Consider the following 25,773-nt stretch of genomic DNA (forward strand, 5'->3'; position numbering starts at 1 on the left):
TGCACTTTAGCCCAGTTGATGCCCGTCCCAGCTCAGCGCCTTCAGATTGGCAATTTCACCGACTCCCAGTTGACGAAACTCATGAATACTGGCCTCAAAAACCGCCATTCCAGTATTTGACATGAACTGGGTGGGGCTCACACCCAGGCGAATATCTTCGCTCAGCACGGCGGAAAGAACTCGGATTAACCCGCCGTGCGCCACGATGCCGCCTACTCCCTCGTCTCCCCCGGAGAGGTAAGCACGCTCCATGACATCACGGATAATCGGCACGACGCGACCAAGAAATTCGTATCCGTCTTCTGCCCCAGGCATGCGATGAGCAAAGTTGGCGTTCATCCATGCATAGCAGGCTTCAACATAAACACGGATCGCGACCGGGGAAGACGACATCTCAAAGTCCCCTGCAGAGACCTCCCGGATCTGCGCGCTCACCTGGGGTTTGACACCATAGCGTTCACAAAGGGGCGCTGCGGTCTGCCGCGTCCTCGTCATTGCTGAAACTGTGAGGGCATCGAGGCGATCGCCAACTTCCTTGGAGAAGCGTTCGCTCAGCGATTGGGCTTGTGATTGCCCGAGGTCTGTCAGGGGAAGTCCGGGAAGCCGCGTATCCAATGCCGCCGAGAGATTGGCTGCTGTTTGTCCGTGCCGAATAAGTACTAACTTCACGCGTTTTCTCTTCTCCTAGGTGATATCCCAGAACAGTTTCTCAAAAAGCGTGCGGACTTTGCGTGAGGCGGCCAGCCACTGATCAATCATCTGAGAGCGACTCTCACGCGAATATCCCATGAGCATTGCCAAAGCAACGAGTTGATCAGCATTCGATGGCAGGACATCATTCTTGGAAGCCGATGGGCCTGTTGCGATTACTTTCAAGCGTCGAAGACGCTGTGCCATCGTCCATGTTGATTCGATGAGATTGTAGGACTGAGAAGATAGATGTCCGTCTTTACACAATGCATCAAGGGCAGATTTGGTTGAAGCAACTCGAAGAGAAGGATCGTCATATCCCCATTGCAGTTGGAAGAGCTCCACGAGCCATTGGATATCCGATAGGGCACCTGGCCCGAGCTTTACATGCATTCGCGGATCGATTCCACCGGGAATTCGTTCGCGTTCAACGCGCACCTTCATGAGCTGAATTTCTTGTCTCTCTGCAGCGCTCAGAGAACTCGAATAACAGTAATCTTGGACGAACTCCCATAAACGATGTGCGTTCGGCCCACCTGCAAGGGGACGAAGGCGCACGAGCATTTGTTTTTCCCAGCTTTGCGCCCATTTCTGGTAATAATCAATGTAGGAATCGCAGCTGCGAACTAAGGCGCCGTTCTTTCCTTCCGGACGCAAGTTGAAATCAAGGGCCACAGTAAGTGCCCTGCTGGGACGCGCGAGCAGTTGCTTAAGTCGAGTCAAAAGAGTGTGAGCTACACTCGCCTCTTCACTACTGGCCTCGTCATTCATGATTGCGATGACATCAAGGTCAGAGGTGTACGTTAATTCTTGCGCACCGTAGCTCCCCAGAGCACACAGCTCTAGGCCGTGCACCCCACACTCATCTGCTTCCCGTTCGATCAGTGTTTCAAGCGAGGATTGAAGGCACACATCAGCAACGTCAGATAGTGCTTGACCGATACCTGAACTGCTGCCCGTAACTTCCCTCAAAGCGATTCGAAGTACTTCTCGAGTCCGAATTAAACGGATTTTTTCGACAGCGTCCTCGGTGCTGGCCGCGCGCCTTGCGGTTGCAAGCATCTGTCCGCGAAGGGTTTCTTGAGATGGAGTCTCCAGTAACTCTGGCGAATCAAGCCAGGACACCGCCTCGGGAAAGAGACGAAGAAGCGCACCAAGCCACTCGGAAGCAGAAAGAACTCGACACAGCTGCGACGCAGCGAAATCACTGTCTCGCAAAAGCGCCAAATACCAGTGCGAATCGCCGATTTCTTCGGAAAGCACACGAAAGTTCAATAAACCCATGTCGGGGTTTGCCCCATCGGCAATCCACGATAAAAGCACTGGAAGCAAGTGGCGTTGAATCATCGCACGTCTGCTGGTTCCCGTGCTCAAAGATTGAATGTGCCCCATAGCGCTACGTGGGTCCAGATAACCGAGTGCCCGCAAACGTTCCATAGCCTGTTGCGGATCCAAACGGATCAGGTCATCATCGGCCTGCGCGCTGGCTGCAATAATCGGCCGGAAGAAGACAGAATGATGAAGAGCGCGTACCTGTTGGCGAAGTGAACGCAAATGCTCGTGAAGATCATGCGTGCTTGTATCAGTGCCATATAAAGATCGCACAAGGCGCTCAAGTTGAGATTGAGAATGCGGAAGATTATGCGTTCGATGCATACGCAATAGTTGCGAGCGATGTTCCAGAGTACGCAGATAGGCATAGCTCTCGCACAAGCTTGCTGCGTCGCTGCGGGCAATGTATCCCTCGGCACTCAGTGCTTCGAGCGCATCTAGTGTTGAGGCTTGGCGAATACGCTCATCGTTTCTGCCGTGGACCAGTTGCAAAAATTGAACAGAAAATTCGATATCGCGCAATCCGCCGACGCCGAGTTTGAGTTCTTGATCCCGGTTCTTTTCTGGAACGGAACGCTCGACCTGCAGGCGCATGCTGCGAACTTCATCAACAAATCCGTCACGCGCAGACGCCTCCCAAATGAAGGGAGAGGCAAGCCGTAGAAATTCCTCACCTGTGCGTTGGTCCCCCGTGCAGGGACGCGCTTTAAGAAGAGCCTGAAATTCCCAGTTCTGAGCCCAACGTTTCCAATAGCTATGGAAAGAATCGAGGGTACGCACGAGCGCACCATCGCGCCCTTCTGGACGAAGATTTGCGTCTAAACTCCACAGGGGTGCTTCGCTGGCCGGACTTGAGCACACTGCGTTGATGATATTGGCCATCTTGGTCGCACGTTCAAGCATTTCAGCACTTTGTGGCTCTCCCCCGTTTTGTTGAGCGGGAGAATCACCGAGGACGTACATGACGTCAACGTCGGAAATATAGTTGAGTTCCTGTCCCCCCGTTTTTCCCATTGCAATGACACATAGAGGGATCTGCCTGCACCTGTCTTCAAGACATTGCGCGATGTAGAGAGCAGCTTCAAGGGCAGCATCTGCGAGATCTGAAATCCGACGAGCAACTGATTGGAAATGCTGCGGAGCACAGGGATCTGGGGACAAGAGATCGTCGGCAACGATCTCAAAGAGTGCGCGCCGATAAGCGCTACGCATGGCGCACGCCGCAAAGCTCCACGCGTTTGAGTCTTCGCCTGCGCAATCTTCTTCCCATCCTTGCGGAAGTACCTGGCGCAGATACTCAACCATCCCGAGGCCGCTCGGCGGTGGCGGCATCGTCAAAAAATCGGGGTGCTGTAGGAGGTAGTCACCCCACCACGAGGAAAAGCCTATGACCGCGGCAAATCGACACGCGGCCTCGGCATCAGAATTCAAGGCCTCGATGAGTTGCGGGCACTGATCAGCAGCACGCGCGCACACGAGCGCGAATTGCTCGATATCCGCGCACTTTTCAAGAGCATGGCCAAGATCTTCAATAACCAGACCACTCTCGTCGAGAAGCGCACGGACGCGCTCGGGTTGATGTACGCCCCAGCGACGAAGATCCTGGTCAGAGATCATCCATTGACCTTAAGGAATTGCCGCAATTCCCCGGGGGTAATCTGACGACGGTATTCGCGCCACTCACTCTCTTTTTCACGCAAAACGTGCTCAAAAACCTGCTCACCCAAAGTATCAGCGACAAGTTCTGATTCGCGCATCGCACGCAAAGCATCAGAAAGAGAAGAAGGCAGCGGGTGAATTCCCAAAATCTGTCGCTCGGTATCACTGAGCTGCCAGACATTGTCTTCGGCCTCGTCGGCGAGTGACATTTTCTTCTCAATGCCATCAAGTCCGGCCCTAATAAGTACAGCGAAGGCAAGGTAGGGGTTGGCAGCTGGATCGAGGCCTCGGAATTCAATGCGCGCACTGGTGGTCTTCGTGGGCTTATATGCCGGAACGCGAACGAGTGCCGAGCGATTATTGTGTCCCCAGCAGATGAAGGAAGGCGCTTCTCCCACGCCCCACAATCGCTTATAGGAATTCACGTGTTGGTTGGTAATTGCTGCAATCTCACGCGCGTGGTGAAGCAAGCCAGCGATGAAATAGCGCCCAATTTCGGAAAGCTGGTAGCGTCCCGAAGGATCATAGAAGGCGTTCTCATCACCTTCGAAAAGCGAGAGGTGCGTGTGCATTCCCGAACCTTGCTGATCGGCAAAAGGCTTGGGCATAAAGGTTGCGAGCATTCCCTCCGAGAGTGCGACCTCTTCGATGAGGGTCTTCGCCGTCATAATGTTGTCAGCAGCACGCAGCGCGTCAACCGCACGCAAATCCACCTCATTTTGTCCAGGACCCGCTTCATGATGTGAGAACTCGACTTGAATTCCCGTATCTTCCAGGGCATGAACAATCTTGCGGCGAAAATCGTTGGAGAGCCCGCGCGTGACATGGTCGAAATAGCCAGCCTGGTCAACGGGTTCGAGGTGGTTGATATCCACGGGCTGGCGTAAAAGATAGAACTCGATCTCTGGATGCGCAAAAACCGAGAACCCCATCTCCGAGGCGCGCTGAACCGCGCGTTCGAGCGCGCCTCGGGGATCGGCGGGAGAGGGCAGCCCATCGGGGGTCAGAACATCGCAGAACATTCTTCCGTGGACGTCGCCCTCACCTTTGTTATGTAACCGTTGGAAGGTTGCAGCATCAGGACGTAAAAGCATGTCGGATTCGTAGACACGAGTCAGTCCTTCGATTGAAGAACCATCGAATCCGATCCCTTCAGCAAATGCCTCTTCGAGTTCTCCCGGGTCGATGGCGACCGATTTGAGAACGCCTGCGACATCCGTGAACCATAAACGAATCAGACGAATGTCTTCTTGAGCAACGCTACGAAGGACTTGTTCCTGATGCTGTTTCATCTGTCTTCCTTAGGAACGACCGAAGCCCTTTGAGATCGCGTCAAGGGCACCGGTGAGATCTGAGGGCAGCACCCACAGTTTCGAGGCTTGACCATTTGCAATACGGGGCAGCATCTCCAGGTACTTGTAGGAGAGCAGTTCCGGCGTAGCCTGTCCCTGGTTAATGGCCGTAAACACGACAGAGATGGCTTCCGCCTCGCCCTGTGCACGCAGGATCTGTGCCTGGCGAGCACCTTCAGCCTGGAGGATGAGGGCTTCCTTCTCACCCCGAGCCTGCAGCACTTGCGCTTCCTGCTGTGCCGAGGCCGCGAGGACGGCAGCCTGCTTTGCACCTTCAGCCTTCTTGATCTGCGCTTCACGCTCTGCTTCAGCAGTCAAAATCGTTGCACGCTTCGTACGCTCAGCAGTAATCTGCTGCACCATAGCGGACAAGACGTTCGGCGGCGGTTCAATCGACTTGAGTTCAACGCGTGTCACGCGAATACCCCAGGGGCCGGTTGCCTCGTCAAGAACACCACGGAGTTGCTTGTTAATCGATTCGCGGCTGGTCTGGGTTTCTTCCAGGTCCAAGGAGCCGATGAGATTACGCAGGGTTGTTGCGGTGAGCTGTTCGATCGCCTGGAGGAAGTTAGCAACCTCGTAGGTCGCGCTCCGAGGATCAGTGATCTGGAAGTAGATCACAGAGTCGATCTCGACCATAGCCTGGTCTGCAGTAATGACCGACTGTGAGGGGAAGTTCACCACCTGTTCACGCAGGTCGATTCGTGCCGCGACACGATCAACAAAAGGCACCAGAAGGTGAAAACCGCCGTGTAGAACTGAGCGGAAACGACCGAGGCGTTCAACAACGAAAGCCTCAGACTGGGGAACAATTCGGACGGCTCTCAGCAGCGAAATTGCTACAAAGAGGACGAAGACTACTGCGACGATCGCAACTACGGATCCGAGAAAATCGTCTGCCATAATCCACACTCCTTTCTTGGAAATATTTTGATTAATTCAATGGCTGATTTGTCAGTGGACGAACAACCGCGGTTGCGCCTTCAATAGCGACAACCTCAATTTGAGTACCCACGGGGATAAGCTCGCCTGTGCTCCGTGCGCTCCATTCGCCTCCGGAGAACTGAATGCGACCATCGCGTTCCCCCACGAGTTGCGTCACGTAGCCGCTCTTTCCGATCAGCGCATCCGCATTCGTTCGGACGTCATCACCCGATCGTTGGATACGTCCTTTCATGAGCGGGCGCATGACGATGAGCAAGAGAAGCGAAACCACAACGAAAACTACGACTTGCGCAATGAGGCCACCACCGAAAAATGCGGTAATCGCCGCAGCAACGGCTCCAATGGCGAACATCAGGAACACGAAAGTAATGCTGAGAACTTCAATGATTCCAAGGAGTAGGGCTGCCAGCAGCCACATCCACCACGTCATATTGTTTCTCCTTCCAGTCAGCTAGTACTCAACGAGGTAGGCCGCGCGCAAACCAGCGACCGTGGTCATTTTCTACGCTCAGCGCCAGTTCAAAGGCTTCAGATAGAACTCGTCCGGTTAGGACTTCCTCAACAGGGCCAGCGGCAAAGACTTCACCGGCTTTCATAACCAGTGCGTGCGTAATCTCCTGAGGAATCTCTTCGAGGTGATGCGTCACCAAGACGACCTGAGGGGCAGCGCGGCCAGAGATGATCTCGGCCATTGCAGCGATGAGCAATTCTCGCGCGCCCAAATCGAGTCCCGCCGCGGGCTCGTCGAGAATCAAAACTTCTGGATCCGACATCAGTCCGCGGGCAAGGACGATTCTTTGCCTTTCCCCCTCGGAAAGAGTATGGAATGGGCGATCTTCAAGTTGGGCAACGCTGAAGAGAGCGAGCAGGTCACGTGCGCGCGCGGTATCAACGTCTTCGTATTCCTCGCCAAAAGGCGATGAAACGCCCCACGCGGCAGATCGAACAACATCAATCACTCGCGTACTTGGGCGCAGCCGTTGTGTACTCGAAAGAGATACCAAAGAGCAACGAGCTGCCAGTTCCTGGGGTTGGCATGATTCGAGTGGAACACCATCAAAACATGCGTGCCCAGAAGATGGCGCAACTTTTCCGCTGGCGACGCGAACAAGGGATGTTTTCCCTGCTCCGTTTGCCCCCAGAACTACCCATTGTTCTTGGCGCGAGGTACGCCAAGAAACTTCACGAAGAATCTCGGTCTCGCCACGGGTCAAGCTGACATCATTGAGCTCAATCACGGTATCCATTGTTTCAGTATCTCGCAGGATATACAGTGTGTCTTTTCCAAATCAATCAGGCTCAGTGAACGAGTTGTTTATAGAGTTCAACCGTCTTTTCACCGATTGCATCCCACGAGAAATGTTCCCGCGCGCGTACAAGCCCAGCATGTCCCATTTCTCGAGCTCTTTCGGGCGAAGCCAAGACTTGAATCAAACGCTCAGCCATATCATGCTCGAAAGCTTCCGGGTTAAGGGGAGTTCCGGTCCCATCGTGTAGTTGCTCGATCGGGACAAGGTATCCCGTCTCTCCATCAACAATGACATCGGGGATACCTCCCGTTGCGGTTCCCACGACGGGCAAGCCGACGGCCATAGCTTCAAGGTTGACGATTCCAAGAGGTTCATAGACCGAGGGAGTGACAAAAACAGTCGCACAGTCCAAGAGTGCGATGAGGTCGGCGCGCGGAAGCATTTCTGAAATCAAAATGACACCATTGCGAGTGGCTTGAAGCTCTGCAACGAGTCCTTCAACTTCGGCTGCAATCTGTGGGGTATCGGGAGCTCCAGCACACAAAATGACCTGAACGTCGTCGGGAAGCAAACGCGCAGCGCGCAAGAAGTACGGGAGTCCCTTTTGGCGAGTAATGCGACCAACAAAGATCACCGACGGCCGCTTGGGATCCACTCCCCACTGGGCCAAGACCTTCGCCTGATGTTCCTTTTCTTCCGGCGTTGTGGGCACATGCCACTGCGACAGATCAATTCCGTTGTGGATCACGTGCACACGATCGGGATCAACCGCCGGATAAGCGCGCAAAATGTCTTCACGCATTCCGTGCGATACAGCAACCACCCCAGCTGCGGCCTCGTAGGCGGAACGCTCAATGAAAGAAGACACGCGGTAACCGCCACCGAGCTGTTCAGCTTTCCACGGACGCAAAGGCTCAAGGGAATGTGCGGTAATCACATGCGGAATATCGTTCAATAAAGCCGAAATATGTCCGGCAAAATTTGCATACCACGTATGAGAATGCACAAGGTCAGCGCCAACCGTCTGGGCTGCGATTTCAAGATCAACTCCAAGAGTACGAAGCGCAGCATTTGCCTGTGCGAGTTGAGGCAGATCCTCGTAGCCGAAGACGCCTTTTTCTCCTTCGCGAGGACCATCAAAAGCCTGAACCCGCAGGTCATCAACCCGAGGGCGAAGAACTTTGGCCAATTCGGTAACGTGGACTCCCGCTCCCCCGTAGACATGTGGCGGGTATTCTCGGGTCAGCAAATCAACGCGCATGTGAGCTCCTTTGACGCACGGATGTCTCTAGCTTAGCGGAAATGTTGCGTGAACTATGTTCTTCGCCACGTTTTAAAATCGGCCACCAAAAGTGTGCGTTTACGCATACTCTTGTGTCATGGCTAAAAATCATGTTCTTGCGATCGTTCTAGCCGGAGGCGAGGGTAAACGGCTCATGCCCTTGACCATGGATCGGGCAAAGCCGGCCGTTCCCTTCGGTGGTCACTTCCGTCTCATCGATTTTTCTCTCTCGAATATGGTCAATTCGGGATACATGAAAATCGTGGTCCTGACTCAATACAAGTCACACTCGCTTGACCGCCACGTCACGCGAACTTGGTATACCTCTCCTCTCCTCGGTAACTTCATTGCACCTGTGCCCGCTCAGCAGCGTCGCGGCCCGCACTGGTACCTGGGAAGCGCCGATGCGATCTATCAGTCGCTCAACATCGTCGACGATGAAAATCCCGATTACATCGTGATTACAGGTGCCGACAATATCTACCGCATGGATTTCTCACAGATGGTCGAGCACCACATCGAGTCGGGTCTTCCTGCAACCGTGGCCGGTATCCGTCAGCCCATCGAGCTAGCGCCTTCTTTGGGTGTCATCGAAGGTAAGGACGGGCACGTCGATAAGTTTGTTGAGAAGCCGCAGAACCCGCAAGGCCTTCCCGATAACCCCAATCAGGTCCTTGCATCCATGGGTAACTACGTCTTCACAACGGCAGAACTCATTGCCGCGCTTCGTGAAGACGCAGAAGATCCTCTCTCCAAGCACGACATGGGTGGCAATATCATCCCTTGGTTCGTCGAGCGCGGTATGTGCGGCTACTACGACTTCAAGGATAATGACGTCCCCGGATCTACCGATCGTGACCGCGATTATTGGCGCGATGTTGGTACCCTGGACGCCTACTACGAGGCCAATATGGACCTCATTAGTGTTCACCCGGTCTTCAACCTGTACAACAGGGATTGGCCGACAATGACCCTCTTGGATGGTTCCCTGCCTCCTGCAAAGTTCGTTTATGGCGACGAGCATTCCCGCATGGGTCACGCTGTGGATTCCTTCGTCTCCCCCGGTGTGATTATCTCCGGTGGCGAGGTCTACCACTCGATCATTTCTCCCAACACCTACGTCCACTCGTGGGCACAGGTGACGGATTCGGTCATCATGAACGGCACCCGAGTGGGCCGTCATGCAATCGTTTCGAAGACGATTCTCGATAAGGGAGTTGTCGTCGAAGAGGGAGCGGTTGTCGGTGTTGACCTCGAGCACGACCTCGAACGTGGCTTCACAGTCACCGAATCGGGTATTACTGTCGTCCCCAAGGGAGTCGTCGTTACTCGCTAAGAGCTGCGCATGAGACGTTTACTGGCCTCCGAAGGTAATGTTCGGAGGCCAGTAAAGTTATTCGACGACGAGAGTCCTTCCATCCCAACCAGCAAGGCAGACGCGAATCAGTTCGATGAGCTGGGTTGGATAGAATTCATAGTCATTTGATTGAGCCTCAAAATCATGGATATCCCACCAGCGGTATTCATCAATGACGCGTTGTTCCTCTTCGGTCCAGCGGGAATCACTCAGTTGCTGGCGGTGCGTACGCGCATAAAAGATCTCTTCGTCTTGACGCGCAAGGACTGTTTCAAAATCAAAAACTGCACGGCGACGAGCGATAGGTCCGATCAATAATTCCGGGGCTAAGCGGATTCCAGTTTCTTCAAAAAGCTCGCGCGACGCACATTGTCGAGCGTTTTCTCCATCTTCGATTCCCCCGCCAACGGTGAACCACCACGAGCGCTCGGGATTGTCCGCGTCGTGGCCTCGGACCAGAAGCACACGGTCTTCTTCATCAAAAAGAATGACTCGCGCCGCACGTCTATGCGGGATTCCTTCCGCGTCCCGAGGCCAATTGTGCGCGCTCACGCCCCCACCTGGGCTGCCGTTTGGGACAGTTGCGTCAATGAGAGGAATCGACTCCGTTCCTGGATCGCTTTGTCGAGGAGGGCGCGGTCGTAAGCATCACGCCCGGGGTCCGGCCGGCGACGTTTTTCGCGATTCGCTTCATCGAGGCCAACGGCAGCAAGCGCGTTCAAGAACCGATCCATGGACTTGCGAGCTTCCGATCCGGATTTCGCGGCCCACTCAACCGCGTTCCGTCGTTGAGCGCGATCGCTCACCATACCCACTTCAACGGGCAGGACCCAGCCTCCGACGACATAGGGAATGAGGCCTCGCTGAATATTCGACAATTCTCGGGAGTATTGGATCAGAAGGAATACAAACCAGGCGACGAAAAGGGGCACTTCAAAGAACAGGTATGCAACATACCAGCTTCCTTGATCGTTCACGCTTGCAAGGAAATTCCAGAAGGCATGGAAGAAGACTGCGGTGAGGTATCCGAGAAATACGCGGATTGTGCTCCACAGCGGACCGTAGCAGCGAATAATCACCAAGGCGATAGCCATTCCCGTGAAAGAGGTTGCCATCGGGTGAACGAAAGGCGAAAGGATTCCACGGTTAAATACCGTCGAAGTCAACATCAAGCTGCCTGATGAACTGGACTTCAGGAAATACTGAATATTTTCAATAAACGCAAATCCGGCACCGACGATACCACCGGTAATCAATCCGTCGAGCCGAGAATTAATTGAGTTTCTTCGGGCAACAATAAAGATGATGACGCCGAGGCCCTTGAAGAGTTCTTCAGCAAAAGGAGCGACGATCACAGCGACCAGTACCGTCGCTATATTCGCGTCTCCCAAAGTGCGTGCAAGATCAAGATTCAGAGTGCTATTGACGACAAGAGATGACGCCGTAGCAACGCCCGCCCCCCAGATGAAGCACAAGAATTTTGCCTTCCAGCCCTCTCGCTCCCAACGATCGAGGTAATTCAAAACGCCAAGCACAATTCCAAGCGGGATCAGGGCAAGAAGAGTCATCGTTGCAGCGGATACAACACCTCCGGTGCTGACATATGTCGCCATAAGAACAATGACACCGAGGGTTCCCAGCAGCGTAAAGATAATTTCCAGATAGGGCAGGGTCTTCACTCGCTGCGGGATATGCCAACTCGGGGCAAGTTCAGGAGCGGGGTCTTCAGGCCGAATGAGTTCCGATTCCGTGGTTCTAATCTTCTTCAGACGGTAGTCCTCCCCCGGACCACCCCAACGCGCAGTAGTGTCACTCATTTAATAGCCAAGTCCATCTTCAAGGGTGTCATCATCAAAGTCGACGCTCAGAGCATAGGGAGCATGTCCAGCCAAATGCGCCAGCCTGACCCAGGTACGCTCTCGAATTTTACGTGTCTGACTGACGTAGAGGTTATGCATTGAACGCGCTAATTGCACTTTGTACGATACCTGATCGAGCTGGTGAAGTTCGCGAGACCAGTAGGGATCATTCTCCATCGCCGCACGGACCTCGGTATTGATCGCACTACGGAGCACACGTGAAAGCGTTGATTGTGCCTCAAGGTAAGCCAATGACTGAGTTCGTGTTTCTTCGTCTGTTGCTGCTGCTTCAGTACTTCTTCTATCGAGGCCATCAGCGACTAGAGGAAGATCCTCACGTCGCACACATGCGCAAGCAGCCGAAGAGAGCTCGGCCGATACCACTGAAGGCAAGTCGGGATACTCGGCAATCCTTTGCCCGTATCGAGCTCGTTCATCGAGAAGAAGAGCAAGTGAATCCCGCGTCGTCAAAATACGCCAATGTAGACGATCCAGACGAGTCGCAAGAATCGCAGACTGACGAATGACGAGAGCAACGCAGCCGACAGTAAGGATCGCAATAAGGAGCATGAGTGGGTTATTCACTGTCATCTCCCCCGTTTCGGCCCCGGAGCAAATCTAAAGCCGATGGATCAGCAGGTTGTCCCTGAGCTGAGACCAAAACGGTCTGATAGAGAGCAAGAACCTGATCTGTCACGGTATCCCATCCATAGCGACGGCTTGCATTCAGGCCGCGTTGCGCAAGTGCACTACAGCGCTCAGAGTCCTTGAGCAGTGCAACGAGCTGGCGAGCAAGATCAGCGCTATCACCCGTTGCAAATAGCGCTCCTGATTCGCCTTGGTCAAGCACAGCGCGGAATGCCTCGAGATCAGAGGCAAGAACGGTACAGCCCGCCGCCATCGCCTCGACCAAAACGATCCCGAAAGACTCACCACCAGTCTGCGGTGCGACATAAACAGTCGCGCCTTTGAGAAGTGAGGCTTTATCTTCATCGCTCACTCCCCCGAGGAATTCGACTGAATCGCCAAAGCGCTCCAGTTGTTTTTGGAATTCGTGAGCACCGCCTCGCCCAGCGATCAAGAAACGAGCCCCGGGGACTTCCTGAAGGACCGCGTCGATTGCATCGGCGAAAACAGGAAGGCCCTTACGCGGTTCGTCTAGGCGTCCCAGGAAAACAACAACCGGGCGATCGACCGTTGCAGCCCACTCTTCCTTAGGCTCAGCCTCGGCAAAAAAGCAGGTGTCGACACCGTTGGGAATGATCACAGCGTCGCCACCGTGATGTTCTACAAGGGTGCGACGCGCCTCGGCAGAAACAGCAATTCGCGCGGCAAGCTTCTCAAGAAGCGGATCAAGAGCAGGAGAAGAAACTGAGCGCGAGAAAGAATAGTCCAGCGCCGCGTGGAATGTCCCAATGACAGGAACGGTTGCGGCTCGAAGAGCGAGCATCGAAATCGATGGAACCTCGGGCTCGTGAACGTGAAGTACGTCGAAATCGCCTTCTTCAAGCCATTTCTTTGTTCGCGCATTCGCAATGGGGCTGAAAGAAAGACGCGCAACGGAACCATTGAAAGGAATAGCGACGGATGACCCAACCGCGGTGATCCACTCGGGTAAATCCGTTGTATTTTTCGCCGGGGTAAGAACCTTGACCTCGTGGCCGCGTTCAAGCAGTTCAAGGGCGAAATCGCGAATGTGGAATTGAACGCCGCCGGGAACGTCCCAGGAGTAGGGATTAACTATTCCGATCTTCACCTAGTGCCCCTTCTGCGCTGCGCGCTGACGCGCTCTCTCCAACCGCTCCGGATCTAAATCCTCAACAAAGACTGCTTGCATCATATGCCACTCGCGAATCCTACGTTGAAGAATCGGTGTTAACGCATTCACCCATCGCTGGGTCAGTTCGGGAACGTCGGGATCTTCGGTATCTGGATCGTAGAGGTTTTCGGTAATTTCCAAACGAACGAATTCTGGGCGGCCCGAATTATCGACATCGGAGACAACCCCGGCAACCAAGGGTGCTCGTAGCGCGCGAGCAAGCGCCGCAGGACCGGCTGCGACAAGCGCTTTGCGGGAACCGAAGTCCACCTCGATCCCTGATCCGGAAATATCGCGATCCGCAAGAAGCGGGACAACGAGGCCTGCGCGTCCTTCAGCCCGATCACGAAGGGTGTGGAAGACGCTATCCCCCGGCGACACACCGATAATTTCCATGCCAACATTGCTCCGCAGGTTGACGAAGGCATCGAAGAGTTCTGGTGGATTCAGTTTTTCTGCAACGGTAAGAATCCCCAGTCCCTGAGCACAAACCGCTGCACCTACACGATCGAATGTCCCCGAATGCGCAAGAGCAAGCACGACCGGACCGGAGGAACTCAGTTCGATCAGCCCTTGGGCTTGACTTAAATCAACGCGGCTGCGCAGCGCTTCGCCGATGCGTCCGCCAAAACTAAGTTGTTCGACGTAGGCGTTGACGTGTGAACGCACAGCTTCGCGCAACTGGACGCGCGAAATTGGGTGTCCTAATAAACGCTCATGGTTTGCGCGCATTCTTCGCACGCTCGAACCGTTGAGAAGACACATCAGATCCGCCGCGCGACGGCCAAGCCATCGGACGCATCCAAAAGGAAGATGTGGAACGACTTTAAACGCCCACACAAGGCCGCGACCCGACATCATGACTCCGTGGGTTGTTCAATGTGGCGAGCGGTGAAGTGCACGCGTTGAATAACGGTCACCAGAGAAGCGAAAGCAACCCAGCATAGACCTGCGGCAAAGAAGAAGGCTGGAGCACCCCAACCGTAAAGAGCGGCTCCCAATAAAGCAATAATCAATCGATCAGTACGCTCGGCAATCCCAACCTTGGCAATAACACCGACAGACTCTGCGCGCGCACGAGCATAGGGAACGGTCGCCGCGCCAACAATCGCAATCAGGCCCGCGATAATCGCCACTGTTCGAGTTGTCGAAGGCTCCATGGTGAAGACGGCAAAAGCAACAAGAGAAGCAAAAACAGCGCCATCGCCCAGGCGATCCATCGTCGAGTCAAGGAAAGCACCAAAAGGCGAAGAGGTCCCACTCATTCGTGCAAGGACTCCGTCAATAGAATCGCAAAATAGAACGACTCCCAACGCGAGCGCCCCCTGCCAGAGATAGCCCCTTGGCAAAGTAGAAACTGCAACCGCGATCGTGACGAGAGTCCCCGTAACGGTCACCATATTTGGTGTCACGTGTGCTGCCAGCAGAAGCCTGGCAAGCGGAGTGAAGATCGTTTTGGTAATTGAACGTCCGTGGTTTCCGAGCACTAGTTCTCCTGTGACGTTGGCCAAGCCGCCGCTAGACGCGCACGCGCGTCTTCAAGTAGTTCAGGCACAGCTTTCGTGCGCGCAATGATGGGGAAGAAATTCGCGTCTCCTGCCCACCTGGGAACGATGTGTTGGTGGAGATGAGCAGCAATCCCCGCTCCCGCTACCTCGCCTTGGTTCATCCCCAAATTAAATCCAGCGGGGTTGGCGGTTTCGCGTTCCACTCGCATTGCCGTTGCGGTCAGGCGCCCCAATTCAATGCGTTCTTCGTCGCTCAGCTGCGTGTAGTCAGAGACATGGCGATAGGGACAGACCAAGAGGTGCCCAGAGTTGTAAGGGAAGAGATTCATCAAAACGAAGCACGTGTCCCCGCGGTGAACGATGAGCCCTTCTTGGTCAGTGCGCGATGGCGCAGCACAAAAAGGACACTCTTCCGACGAGGAATCGGCGGGTTTGTGATCGCCATGTATGTAGGCCATCCGATACGGCGTCCACAAACGATCAAAACCGTCGGGAACACCAGCAAGTGCCCGTGAATCCTCGGTCGGAAGAGTGTCACTCATTGTCAGTCCTCAGCGCTAGGATCAGCGTTATTGCGGGTCGCGATGTGGTGCGCGATACGCTCAACCGCCTCGTCGACGGGAACACCGTTGAGCTGGGAGCCATCGCGGAAACGGAAGGACACTGCCTGCGCTTCTTGGTCTTCCCCGCCCGCAATCAAAGTGAAGGGAACCTTCTGCTTTGCGGCGTTACGGATCTTCTTGCCAAAGCGATCATCGGAATGATCAACTTCGACGCGAATACCACGCTCTCGCAAACGCTGAGCAACCGTATCCACGTACTCATCAAAGGCCTCGGCAACGGGAACAAGTCGTACCTGCACGGGCGAAAGCCACGCGGGGAATGCTCCTGCATAGTGCTCGGTCAGCACGCCGATGAAGCGCTCGATCGAGCCGAACTTCGCCGAGTGGATCATGACCGGTTCACGGTGGCTTCCATCAGGAGCGGTGTATTCCAGTCCAAAACGGTGCGGTTGGTTGAAGTCGTACTGAATAGTCGACATCTGCCAGGTACGTCCGATTGCGTCCTTCGCCTGAATGGAAATCTTCGGGCCGTAGAATGCAGCACCGCCCGGATCGGGAACGGTATCCAAACCGGTTTCTTCTGCGCAGCGACGCAAGATCTCGGTGGCTTCCTCCCACTGTTCATCGGTTCCGATGAACTTGTCCTTCTTCTTTCCATCGGTGTCGCGGGTAGACAGCTCGAGGTAGAAGTCGTTCAAACCGAAATCGCGAAGAAGCGTCAAGATGAAGTTCAACAGGTGCTTAATTTCATCACCGGCCTGCTCGGGCATCACATAGGAGTGCGAATCATCCTGAGTGATAGAGCGAACGCGAGTGAGTCCTTGAAGAACACCGGACTTCTCATTGCGGTAGACGGTACCGAACTCGAAGAGGCGCAGCGGAAGTTCACGGTAAGAACGGCCTCGGCTCCTGAAGATCAGGTTATGCATCGGGCAGTTCATGGCCTTGAGGTAGTAGAGCTGACCGTCATCATCCATGGGCGGGAACATCCCGTCCGCATAGTAGGGAAGGTGACCCGAGGTATGGAAGAGATCTTCCTTTGAGATGTGGGGAGTACCCACGTAGAGGAATCCGTTCTCAATGTGGGCTTCGCGCACGTAATCTTCCATGACACGCTTGAGGACGCCGCCCTTGGGGTGGAAAACAGGCAGACCAGCGCCGAGTTCCTCTGGGAAGGAGAAAAGATCAAGCTCAGCACCGAGGCGACGGTGATCACGTCGCTCAGCTTCCTTGAGTCGTTCTTGATAGGCGACAAGATCTTCCTTCGAGGCCCACGCAGTTCCGTAAATTCGCTGCAGTTGGTCGTTGGCTTGGTCGCCGCGCCAGTATGCGGAAGACGACTTGGTGAGCGCGAAACCGTTGCCGATCGGCCTGGTTGAAGGCAGGTGGGGGCCGCGGCACAGGTCCTTCCAAGCGGTTGTGCCGTCACGGCGCACATTGTCGTAGATTGTCAGTTCAGAGCCGCCAACCTCGACAGAAGCATCCTCTGCTCCCCCACCCTTAGTGGTGATGAGCTCAAGCTTGTAGGGCTGATCGGCAAGTTCTTCGCGGGCTTCGTCTTCACTGACCACGCGGCGACGGAAGGTCTGGCCTTCTTTGACAATGCGCTTCATGCGCTTTTCCAGGTCGCGCATGAGTTCAGGAGTGACCGAATCGATATTCCCGAAGTCATAGTAGAAACCATCGGTGATGAAGGGGCCGATTCCAAGATTCACGTCCGGGAACACTTCCTGAACCGCCTGAGCCATGACGTGTGTGCAGGAGTGACGCAGGATTTCCAGACCGGCTGGAGAGTTCAGGGTAATTGCTTCCACCGTTGCGCCGGATGGGATTTCACGGGAGAGATCCCATGCTTTTCCATCGACTGTCATAGCGACGACGTCGCTACGCGAGGCATAATGCTGCAAACCGGTGCAGCCTTCTTCAATTTCTACAGCAACGCCATCAATAGTTACGTTGATAACAGGCACGAGCTGTGCTCCTTCGGGTTTCTGGCGACAAGCGCCATCTCTACCTGTCAACTGCACGCATACGAAGGCGCGTCAAACGCTCTTATCGAGAATCGACAGGCTTGGACCCTTCTATCGTAGCCGCCGAGGCGGCAATGTCACGAACGCAGTGCGCGCTTGAGTGAAAGCAAGTTACGCAGCCCCGCGTAGAGTCGCGGGCGCAAAGGAAGATCCCACGCTCCGGGGACATCCGTGTAGCCCTTGGCAAAGTTCAGCTTGTACTTGCCAACGGTAAAAAGCTCCGGCACGCGAGGCGAGTGCATGCCCATAAGATCGATACCACCCTGCGGATCAAGATCGGGGCCAAGAGTGAGTGCGCATTGAACATCCAGCTCTGGCATCGCGCCAAGTTTGCGCGCCAGCGCTGTCGTTGCACCGTAATAGCATTCGGCCTGACGATCGTTCACCAAAATGAGGTTCCACGCGGCAACCTTGCCATCGACGCGAAGGACATATAGGTGCGAATGTTGTTCGCCCAAAACCTTGAGCATCGTTGCATAGACCTCGGGAGGATGCGGGTGGAAACCGTCGCGCTGCGCGGTTTCCTTCAAAACTTCGTAGTATTCACTGAAGTCCTGTGCGGCGGCTTCGCGTTCGTCAGCAATGCTGGTTTCGACCTGCGCAAGGGCCTTTCGGGAACGTCGAAGCTGGCGACGGCCTTCCTTCGTCATATCAGCAAGAATCTTCTCCTCATCACCACCGTGGGACCGAATGATGACCGTCCGATCGTAGGTGATGATCTGCATGACATCTCGAAGATCGTCTGCGGAGAAAGTCGCATGCAAACGAATAAAGACAACCGAAGAGTCTTTTTCGCGAACATAGCGGGCCAAAGCATCGCGGAATGCGCGCTCACGTGCAGGGGTTGCTTCCTTCAGCCACACAGGGCCGTGTTTCGCCCACAGATAGCGCGCTCCTCGCATTGAGTACTCGTAGAGCGCAACCAGGGCGATTCGCTTTCCTTCCTCGCAATACTCGAGGCGACCCCAAAGTTTACGTCCTTCAACAGCTTCGTATTGCTCCCAAATTGCAGATTGTTCAACCGGAAGCGGGGTTACGCCGGCAGCGCCGATACGCATTTCTTCGGCTGTAATCGAGCGGAGCTGTACCTGTGACATGACAAAAATCCCCTTAGAATGAACGATCGTTCGCTTGAGGGTAATACCGATGGAACTTGCGATAGTGGTTGAGCTTTTGCAGATGCAAAGTGATCGATCGGCGAAGATCCCTATCACGCGAGTAGAACAGCGGGTCAAATCGCTTTCCACTGCGAATCAAACCACGCACCCGTTTCGCGAGCTCGGGATCGCGTAGGTAGCGCATGAGCAGACGATCGGGAACCATCGAGTACAAGATCTCCTCGTGGACCTCATCGCGCTCCCGTGAAAGACATTTAACTAAGTCGTCAACCATCGGAATCATTGGGTTGTGCCCAGCGGCGGTCATGTACCAGCTGTTACGACCAATTCGCGGATTGACTTCGAAGAAGAGCGCCCGTCCATCGCGTGGATCAATTTTCACGTCAAAATTCGCAAACCCACGGTAGTTGGCAGCTTCGAGAATACGCTGAGCATCCGCCCACAACTGTGGGAAAGATTCAGTAATCATGGCAACCGGATTACCGATCATGGTCGGAGCATGGTCTTCAAGAAGCACGCGCGCTGACCCGATCAGCGTCATGCGTCCCTTCGAGTCCACATACGCGGTCACCGAGCGCATCTGCGTGTTGTCACCAGGAATCAGCTCCTGAACAACGAAGTCTCCCTTAAAACCGACCTCTCCCAAACGTGCCCACAGTTCATCGAGTTCTTGGGCACTCTCGACAAACCAGATCTTGCGCTTTCCTTCGAATTCCAGCCCGTCGTAGTCATTACCTCGAGCAGCTTTAGCGACCACGGGAAAGGCAAAGGGAATCTTAGGCGCAACCCAGGCCTCGGCAGTGGAGAAATCTCGGAAAGAAACAACGACGGTTGCCGGTGTAGGAACGCCCAAATCATTGCATAAGCGAGCGAATGCCCCCTTGTCGGTCACATAGTCGATGACTTCCATGGAGGGGAAGGGCAATGCGTAATGAGCGCTGAGCGCATCCCAATTCCTCGCGACGAACTCGGAATGGAGGTCATGATTGGCGACCAGAACCAAAGCACGATCGGAATAGGTCGATGCAATGCGCATCAAAGTCTCAAGCAAAACCTCATCTGAGGCATGCGCAATGATCGGCTGGACATGGCAAAACGACGAGCGCGCGATTGAAACCGTCGGAGCATGGGAAAGGACAATCGAAGTAGCTCCGTAGGCCTCGTGGAAAGAACGCGCCAAAGCGTAGACTCCAAAATCTCCGCCCAAAAGAACAGGCTGCACAGGAGCGTCGGCCACAGTCATCGTTTCTCTTTCGCTCGATAGAGGTGAACCCCTCCAGCATAGCGGAAGGGGTTCACACACAGGGGACTACGCGCTCAGACGTTAAAGCCGATCGCGCGAAGCTGTTCACGTCCATCGCTGGTGATTCGATCTGGACCCCAGGCTGGCATCCAGACCCAATTGATCAGAACATCGTTGGAAAGCGGAGCTAACACCATCTGAGCTTGACGTTCGATCACATCGGTCAAGGGGCAAGCAGCGGAGGTCAGCGTCATGTCAATGACAACGGCATCATTGGACGAGATGTTGATCCCATAGACCAGGCCAAGGTCAACAATATTGATCCCAAGTTCGGGGTCAATGACATCCTTGAGCGCCTCGAGGACATCTACTCCAGCGATAGTCCCATCTTCTCTGATATCAGTGCCCTCAATATTGAAAACGTTCCCAGGAGCGGGTGCATCACTGTGAGAAGCAGCTGACTCTGGCAGAGTCGAGGCCGCAGGAGCAAAGCGTTGCTCAACGGCATCGTTTTGTGCCATCGGGTTGGAAGAAGTATCCATTACTCGTTTTCTCCTGCAATATCGGTTCCAAGCTGCGCGAGAGCATCGCGCAGCGCATACCAACCAAGAAGCGCGCACTTGACACGATTGGGGAACTGAGAAGTTCCCTCCAAGGCAGCCGCGTCTTCTAATAGGTCCAAAGTGTCATCATCCACGCCTTGCCCTCGTGAATGCATCATTGTTTCCATCGCGGAATAGAGCTCACGTACTCGAGCAAGATCCGCACCTGCAACCATGTCAGAGAGCATCGAGAGGGATGCCTGAGAGATCGAACAGCCGTCCCCATCCCACGCTAAGGACTCGATGACACCGGAGTCACTCAGTGTCACGCCCAAGGTCGTTTCATCTCCGCAGGTCGGGTTGACCTGATGAGAAGAGGCGGATAACTCAGTGGGATTACCGCAGCCGTGACGCTCGCGAGCATGATCGAGAATCACCTGCTGGTACATCTGTTCCAAGCTTGACATCAGCAACCTCCAAAATAGGAACGAACCTGGCCAAGTGCATCAATAAAACGGTCGACCTCTTCACGCGAAGTCGTCGGCCCGATTGACGCGCGCGACGAAGAACGAACACCAAAGAAGCTATGAAGCGGAATCGCGCAGTGATGGCCGACTCGCACCGCAACATCATGAGAATCAAGAACTTGACCCACATCATGAGGATGAACTCCATCAACGGCGAAAGCAACAACACCGATACGTTCAAATTCTGAGCCGGGCCCAAGAACACGCACTCCGTCGATTCCGCTAATTCCGTCAAGCATGTAGGCGGTTAAAACGCGCTCGTGTTCGGCAACGCGGTCCATGCCAATAGCGGATAGGTAGCGCAGCGCCGCACTCCAGCCAACAATTTGAGCGATGGGCTGGCTACCAGCTTCAAATCGTTCAGGAGCCGGCATGAAACTCGAGCTCTCCATAGTGACGTTTTCGATCATTGAACCACCGGTGAGAACCGGAGGCATCGCGTCGAGGAGCTCTCTCTTGCCCCAAAGCGCGCCGACTCCCGTTGGGCCGAGCATCTTATGCGACGAAAAGACGGCGAAATCGACGCCCAAGTCGCGAACGTTGATTGGCATGTGTGCACTGGACTGACAGGTATCCAAGAGAACCAAAGCACCGCACTCGCGTGCCCGAGAAACAATTTGGTTCACGGGTGAGACCGCACCGGTCACATTTGAGACATGGGTAAAGGCGACCAGTCGCGTACGCTCGTTGATGACATCGAGTGTATCGGTATCGATTCGTCCGTCCTCATGCAAATCAAGCCAGCGCAGTTCGGCACCGGTTGCCTGACACAACTGCTGCCAGGGAACAAGGTTCGCATGGTGTTCAGCCCTAGTTACGACAATGCGATCCCCCGGAGCGAGCGCAAGAGGGTTGCCTGCGCTCTCCCCCGGCCCAGTCGCATTGCGAATCGCCAAGGCCACAAGATTAATCGCCTCGGTTGCATTCTTCGTCCACACGATTTCGTCGGCTCGCGCACCGATAAAGCTGGCAAGGACCGAGCGACCTTCTTCAAAAGCGGCAGTTGATTCATCGCCAAGGAGGTGAGTCCCCCGATGCACTGCCCCATTAGTCGAGCGATAAAACTCAGTGATCGCTTCAATCACTGGTGTCGGCTTTTGTGAAGTCGCACTGAAATCGAGATAAGCGATCGCCTGGCCGCCGCGGCCGACACGTCCCAAGATGGGAAAGTCGGCACGCAGGCGGCTCAGCTCACGAAGCGAAAAATCTTCAGACACGGATCAGGGTCACTTCTCCAAGTAGGAATCGTAGCCGTTCTCTTCAAGCTCATCGGCCAGTTCAGGACCACCCTGCGCAGCAACCTGACCGTTCACGAAGACGTGAACATGGCTGGGCTTGATGTAGCGCAAAATGCGAGTGTAGTGGGTGATGAGCATGACGCCGCAACCGGTGTTTCCATGGACGCGGTTCACGCCTTCAGAGACGATACGCAAGGCATCAACGTCAAGACCGGAGTCAGTCTCATCCAAAATCGCGAAGGAAGGCTTGAGGAGCTCCATCTGCAGGATCTCGAGGCGCTTCTTTTCACCACCGGAGAAACCGACGTTGACATCACGTTCGGCGAAGCTGGGATCCATGCGTAGGTTTTCCATTGCCTGGTTGACGTCCTTGACCCAGTGACGCAGCTGAGGCGCTTGGCCGTCGATGGCGGTCTTGGCGGTACGCAGGAAGTTCGAGACGGAAACACCCGCAACCTCGACCGGGTACTGCATTGCCAAGAAGAGGCCCGCCTTGGCGCGCTCATCGACGCTCATGTCAAGGATCGAGGCGTCATCGAGGTAGGCTTCACCGCTGGTGATCTCGTAGGCGGGGTGCCCCGCGAGAGCATAAGCCAAGGTGGACTTACCAGAGCCATTGGGGCCCATGATTGCGTGAATCTCACCGGAGTTAATGGTCAGATTAACGCCCTTCAAAATTTCCTTCGGTCCTTCAGCGGTCTCAACCGATGCGTGAAGGTCTTTAATCGTCAAAGTCGACATTGTTTTTCTCCTCTTCGGCGCTAGACGCCGCACTGTAGTTCTCGTACTACTGTCGTGTAGCCTCAGGCGCCAAGAGCGGCGCGTTCCAGTTCCTTTTCGATGGCGTTCATCAGGTGTTCCTGCACCTGGGGCACGCCGATTTGCTCAATGAGTTCGGCAAAGAAGCCTCGCACGACCAGACGTCGTGCATCGGCCTCGGCAATTCCGCGGCTCATGAGATAGAAGAGTTGTTCATCATCGAAGCGTCCCGTTGCCGAGGCGTGGCCTGCTCCGATGATTTCACCATTCTCGATCTCCAAGTTCGGGACAGAGTCTGCCTTCGCACCTTCACTGAGCACAAGATTGCGGTTGAGCTCGTAGGTATCGGTTCCATCGGCAGCTTCACGAATGAGGCAGTCCCCGATCCACACCGAGTGAGCGTCTTTCCCCTGCAACGCACCCTTGTAGGTCACGCGAGAGTAGCAATTAGGCTGCGAATGATCAACGAAGACTCGGTGTTCCAAGTGCTGACCCGAATCAACGAAGTACAGGCCGAGCATGGTGAGCTCGCCACCGGGGCCTCGGTAATCGGTGTCGGAGCAGATACGCACTAAGTCGCCACCCAAGGTCACGATGATGTGACGGACCTTCGCGTCGCGTCCGATCGCAATACGGTGGTTGGAGGCGTGCAGGAATTCATCATCCCATTCTTGAATGGAAACGATCGTAAGGTCCGAGGCGTCACCTGCCTCGATCTCAACGGTCTGATTGAGCGCGCCATGCCCGCCGCCTCGATGATTCATGACAATGGTGGCGACCGATTGCGACTCGACGCGAAGGGCTAGATGCTGGACTCGAGTCGCCTCGTCTCCATCAATGTCAATCATGATCGGAGCCGATAGCTCGGTCTTCTTCGGAACCGTAACAATCTGTGCGCTTGTGAAGGCGTTCCATGCCACAACCGAAGTACGGTCTCCGGGCGCAAGCACGCTACCAAGACGTTGATCATCACGAGTAACTTCTTCAACAAGGACTTCTTCGGGAGCATCGATACGCACACCCAAAGATTCAGACTCAAAGTTCTGAGTTTCGAAGAGTTTCTCAATGCGACGCATTGGAGTAAAACGCCAGTCTTCTTCACGTCCGTGAGGGACGGCAATATCGCTCAGCGAAAACGAGGTCGGGCGATCTCCACGCGAGGAATGTGCCACCGGGGCTCCCGCTCCATGAGAATGCGGACGGGCCATGGTCTCTTGGGTCGTCATCAGCCAACAGATCCTTCCATCTGCAATTCAATAAGTCGGTTTAATTCGAGGGCGTATTCCATAGGAAGTTCCTTGGCAATCGGCTCAACAAAGCCGCGCACGATGGTCGCCATGGCCTCGTTCTCATCCAAGCCGCGGCTCATCAGATAGAAAAGCTGGTCCGCAGACACCTTAGAGACCGTTGCCTCGTGTCCCATTTCAACGTCGTCCGTGCGCACGTCGACATAGGGGTAGGTATCGGTACGCGAAACCTTGTCGACCAAAAGCGCATCACACAGAACATTCGACTTGGAATGACGTGCTCGCGCATTGATTTGCACGAGGCCACGGTAGGAGGTACGCCCACCGCCGCGAGAGACCGACTTTGAGACGATCGAAGAAGACGTATGCGGCGCCATGTGCACCATCTTTGCGCCTGTATCTTGCTGCTGCCCGGGACCGGCGAAGCCGATCGACAAGGTCTCGCCGCGGGCATGTTCACCCATGAGGAAGCATGCCGGGTACTTCATAGTGATGGCGGCACCCATATTGCCGTCAACCCATTCCATGGTCCCGCCCTCTTCAACCATGGCACGCTGAGTCACCAAGTTAAGGACGTTAGTCGACCAGTTCTGAACCGTCGTGTAGCGAACGCGAGCGCCCCTCTTAACGAAAATCTCGATGACACCGGAGTGCAAGGAATTCTCGTCATAAATCGGAGCGGTACAACCCTCAACATAGTGGACGTAAGAACCCTCGTCCGCGATGATGAGCGTTCGTTCGAACTGTCCCATTGCCTGAGTGTTAATGCGGAAGTAGGCCTGCAGAGGAATGTTCACATGCACACCCGGCGGAACGTAGACGAAAGATCCACCCGACCACGCAGCTGTGTTGAGTGCAGAGAACTTGTTGTCACCGGAAGGAACACACTTACCGAAATATTCTTCGAAGATTTCGGGATGTTCACGCAAACCAGTGTCTGTGTCCGTGAAAATCACACCTTGACGTTCAAGATCTTCTTGAATCTGCTGGTAGACGACCTCGGACTCATACTGAGCCGCGACACCCGAAACAAGGCGGTTCTTTTCGGCTTCTGGAATGCCCAGACGATCGTAGGTATCGCGAATTTCTTCAGGAAGGTCTTCCCAGTCATTAACCTGACGATCAGTCGGACGCACGTAGTACTTGAATGCATCGAAATCAACGTGCGACAAATCCGGACCCCAGGTGGGCATCGGCTTGCGTTCGAAGAGTTCCAACGCCTTGAGGCGGCGTTCACGCATCCACTGAGGTTCATCCTTTACATCGGAGATGTAACGAACGACCGACTCGTTGATCCCAAGAGGGACGTCTTTCGAATAGTCATCGTTATCGTGCCACCCATACTCATAGGCGCCGATGGAACTGATGATCTCATCGTCACTCAGAGTAGTTGCGTCGGTGACCGGTGGTGACTGGGTCATATTTTTCCTCGTCAATTCGGTTATTTCTGGAG

The 25,773-nt window shown here is 54.7% G+C and carries 24 protein-coding genes; 1 reads left to right on the plus strand and 23 read right to left on the minus strand.

The genetic code is table 11. From position 1 onward, the window contains the following. Positions 1–6: 6 nt before the first annotated feature. From BQ8011_RS06770 to glgA, 7 genes are read right to left on the minus strand one after another with little or no spacing between them, the layout of a single operon-like run. Positions 7–669, minus strand: coding sequence for a histidine phosphatase family protein (locus tag BQ8011_RS06770; protein ID WP_072455868.1), 663 nt, complete (start codon positions 667–669; stop codon positions 7–9). Positions 670–684: 15 nt separating this feature from the next. After that, positions 685–3,639 (minus strand): bifunctional [glutamine synthetase] adenylyltransferase/[glutamine synthetase]-adenylyl-L-tyrosine phosphorylase, encoded by a 2,955-nt coding sequence (locus BQ8011_RS06775; protein ID WP_072455870.1) that lies wholly within the window; start codon positions 3,637–3,639, stop codon positions 685–687. After that, the gene (locus BQ8011_RS06780; protein ID WP_072455872.1) at positions 3,636–4,973 is read right to left on the minus strand and encodes a glutamine synthetase family protein; all 1,338 of its coding nucleotides are present in this window, start codon (positions 4,971–4,973) and stop codon (positions 3,636–3,638) included. The genes BQ8011_RS06775 and BQ8011_RS06780 overlap by 4 nt, the downstream gene beginning before the upstream one ends. A 9-nt stretch (positions 4,974–4,982) precedes the next feature. Beyond that, on the minus strand, positions 4,983–5,936 hold the full coding sequence (locus BQ8011_RS06785) for an SPFH domain-containing protein (protein ID WP_034503507.1): 954 nt from the start codon (positions 5,934–5,936) through the stop codon (positions 4,983–4,985). Positions 5,937–5,967: 31 nt separating this feature from the next. Continuing rightward, entirely contained in the window at positions 5,968–6,408 is a 441-nt protein-coding gene (locus BQ8011_RS06790) for an NfeD family protein (protein ID WP_034503510.1), read from the minus strand. Positions 6,409–6,436: 28 nt separating this feature from the next. After that, positions 6,437–7,225 (minus strand): ABC transporter ATP-binding protein, encoded by a 789-nt coding sequence (locus BQ8011_RS06795; protein WP_072455874.1) that lies wholly within the window; start codon positions 7,223–7,225, stop codon positions 6,437–6,439. Between the two features lie 52 nt (positions 7,226–7,277). Next, a complete protein-coding gene (gene glgA / locus BQ8011_RS06800; RefSeq protein ID WP_034503516.1) occupies positions 7,278–8,489 on the minus strand; it encodes a glycogen synthase in 1,212 nt (403 codons plus the stop codon). Positions 8,490–8,607: 118 nt separating this feature from the next. Between glgA and BQ8011_RS06805 the strand changes: the two genes are divergently transcribed. Continuing rightward, on the plus strand, positions 8,608–9,846 hold the full coding sequence (locus BQ8011_RS06805; protein WP_034503520.1) for a glucose-1-phosphate adenylyltransferase: 1,239 nt from the start codon (positions 8,608–8,610) through the stop codon (positions 9,844–9,846). 57 nt (positions 9,847–9,903) lie between these two features. Here the strand turns inward: BQ8011_RS06805 and BQ8011_RS06810 are convergent, their stop codons facing one another. From BQ8011_RS06810 to sufB, 16 genes are all read right to left on the minus strand, one after another. Further along, positions 9,904–10,419, minus strand: coding sequence for an NUDIX hydrolase (locus tag BQ8011_RS06810; protein ID WP_072455876.1), 516 nt, complete (start codon positions 10,417–10,419; stop codon positions 9,904–9,906). Beyond that, positions 10,416–11,684 carry a PrsW family intramembrane metalloprotease gene (locus BQ8011_RS06815; protein ID WP_072455878.1) on the minus strand — a complete coding sequence of 423 codons (1,269 nt, stop codon included), beginning with the start codon at positions 11,682–11,684 and terminating at the stop codon, positions 10,416–10,418. Before BQ8011_RS06815 ends, BQ8011_RS06810 begins: the two co-directional genes overlap by 4 nt. After that, on the minus strand, positions 11,685–12,311 hold the full coding sequence (locus BQ8011_RS06820; protein ID WP_072455880.1) for a hypothetical protein: 627 nt from the start codon (positions 12,309–12,311) through the stop codon (positions 11,685–11,687). It abuts the gene before it with no gap. Then, a complete protein-coding gene (locus BQ8011_RS06825; protein WP_072455882.1) occupies positions 12,304–13,482 on the minus strand; it encodes a glycosyltransferase family 4 protein in 1,179 nt (392 codons plus the stop codon). The genes BQ8011_RS06820 and BQ8011_RS06825 overlap by 8 nt, the downstream gene beginning before the upstream one ends. Beyond that, a complete protein-coding gene (locus BQ8011_RS06830; protein WP_327021910.1) occupies positions 13,483–14,406 on the minus strand; it encodes an LpxL/LpxP family acyltransferase in 924 nt (307 codons plus the stop codon). Beyond that, entirely contained in the window at positions 14,403–15,032 is a 630-nt protein-coding gene (gene pgsA / locus BQ8011_RS06835; protein ID WP_072455886.1) for a phosphatidylinositol phosphate synthase, read from the minus strand. The genes BQ8011_RS06830 and pgsA overlap by 4 nt, the downstream gene beginning before the upstream one ends. Beyond that, positions 15,032–15,595: an HIT family protein gene (locus BQ8011_RS06840; protein ID WP_072455887.1), complete on the minus strand. Its 564-nt coding sequence runs from the start codon at positions 15,593–15,595 to the stop codon at positions 15,032–15,034. The genes pgsA and BQ8011_RS06840 overlap by 1 nt, the downstream gene beginning before the upstream one ends. 2 nt (positions 15,596–15,597) lie before the next feature. After that, positions 15,598–17,586: a threonine--tRNA ligase gene (gene thrS / locus BQ8011_RS06845; RefSeq protein WP_072455889.1), complete on the minus strand. Its 1,989-nt coding sequence runs from the start codon at positions 17,584–17,586 to the stop codon at positions 15,598–15,600. Between the two features lie 137 nt (positions 17,587–17,723). After that, positions 17,724–18,743, minus strand: a complete 1,020-nt coding sequence (locus BQ8011_RS06850) for a lipid II:glycine glycyltransferase FemX (RefSeq protein ID WP_034503541.1) — start codon at positions 18,741–18,743, stop codon at positions 17,724–17,726. Between the two features lie 13 nt (positions 18,744–18,756). Next, complete coding sequence (locus BQ8011_RS06855) at positions 18,757–20,007, minus strand: carboxylate--amine ligase (protein WP_072455891.1); 1,251 nt, start codon at positions 20,005–20,007, stop codon at positions 18,757–18,759. Between the two features lie 74 nt (positions 20,008–20,081). After that, a complete protein-coding gene (locus BQ8011_RS06860; protein WP_072455893.1) occupies positions 20,082–20,549 on the minus strand; it encodes a metal-sulfur cluster assembly factor in 468 nt (155 codons plus the stop codon). Further along, a complete protein-coding gene (gene sufU / locus BQ8011_RS06865) occupies positions 20,549–21,016 on the minus strand; it encodes a Fe-S cluster assembly sulfur transfer protein SufU (protein ID WP_072455895.1) in 468 nt (155 codons plus the stop codon). Before sufU ends, BQ8011_RS06860 begins: the two co-directional genes overlap by 1 nt. Next, positions 21,016–22,293 (minus strand): SufS family cysteine desulfurase, encoded by a 1,278-nt coding sequence (locus BQ8011_RS06870; protein ID WP_072455897.1) that lies wholly within the window; start codon positions 22,291–22,293, stop codon positions 21,016–21,018. Before BQ8011_RS06870 ends, sufU begins: the two co-directional genes overlap by 1 nt. Positions 22,294–22,302: 9 nt before the next feature. Then, positions 22,303–23,055, minus strand: coding sequence for a Fe-S cluster assembly ATPase SufC (gene sufC / locus BQ8011_RS06875; protein WP_034503551.1), 753 nt, complete (start codon positions 23,053–23,055; stop codon positions 22,303–22,305). Positions 23,056–23,117: 62 nt separating this feature from the next. Further along, positions 23,118–24,299: a Fe-S cluster assembly protein SufD gene (gene sufD, locus BQ8011_RS06880; protein WP_034503553.1), complete on the minus strand. Its 1,182-nt coding sequence runs from the start codon at positions 24,297–24,299 to the stop codon at positions 23,118–23,120. Beyond that, on the minus strand, positions 24,299–25,741 hold the full coding sequence (gene sufB / locus BQ8011_RS06885) for a Fe-S cluster assembly protein SufB (RefSeq protein ID WP_034503555.1): 1,443 nt from the start codon (positions 25,739–25,741) through the stop codon (positions 24,299–24,301). Before sufB ends, sufD begins: the two co-directional genes overlap by 1 nt. Positions 25,742–25,773: the final 32 nt, after the last annotated feature.

The sequence above is a fragment of the Actinomyces marseillensis genome (genome assembly GCF_900155605.1).
Lineage (GTDB): Bacteria > Actinomycetota > Actinomycetes > Actinomycetales > Actinomycetaceae > Pauljensenia > Pauljensenia marseillensis.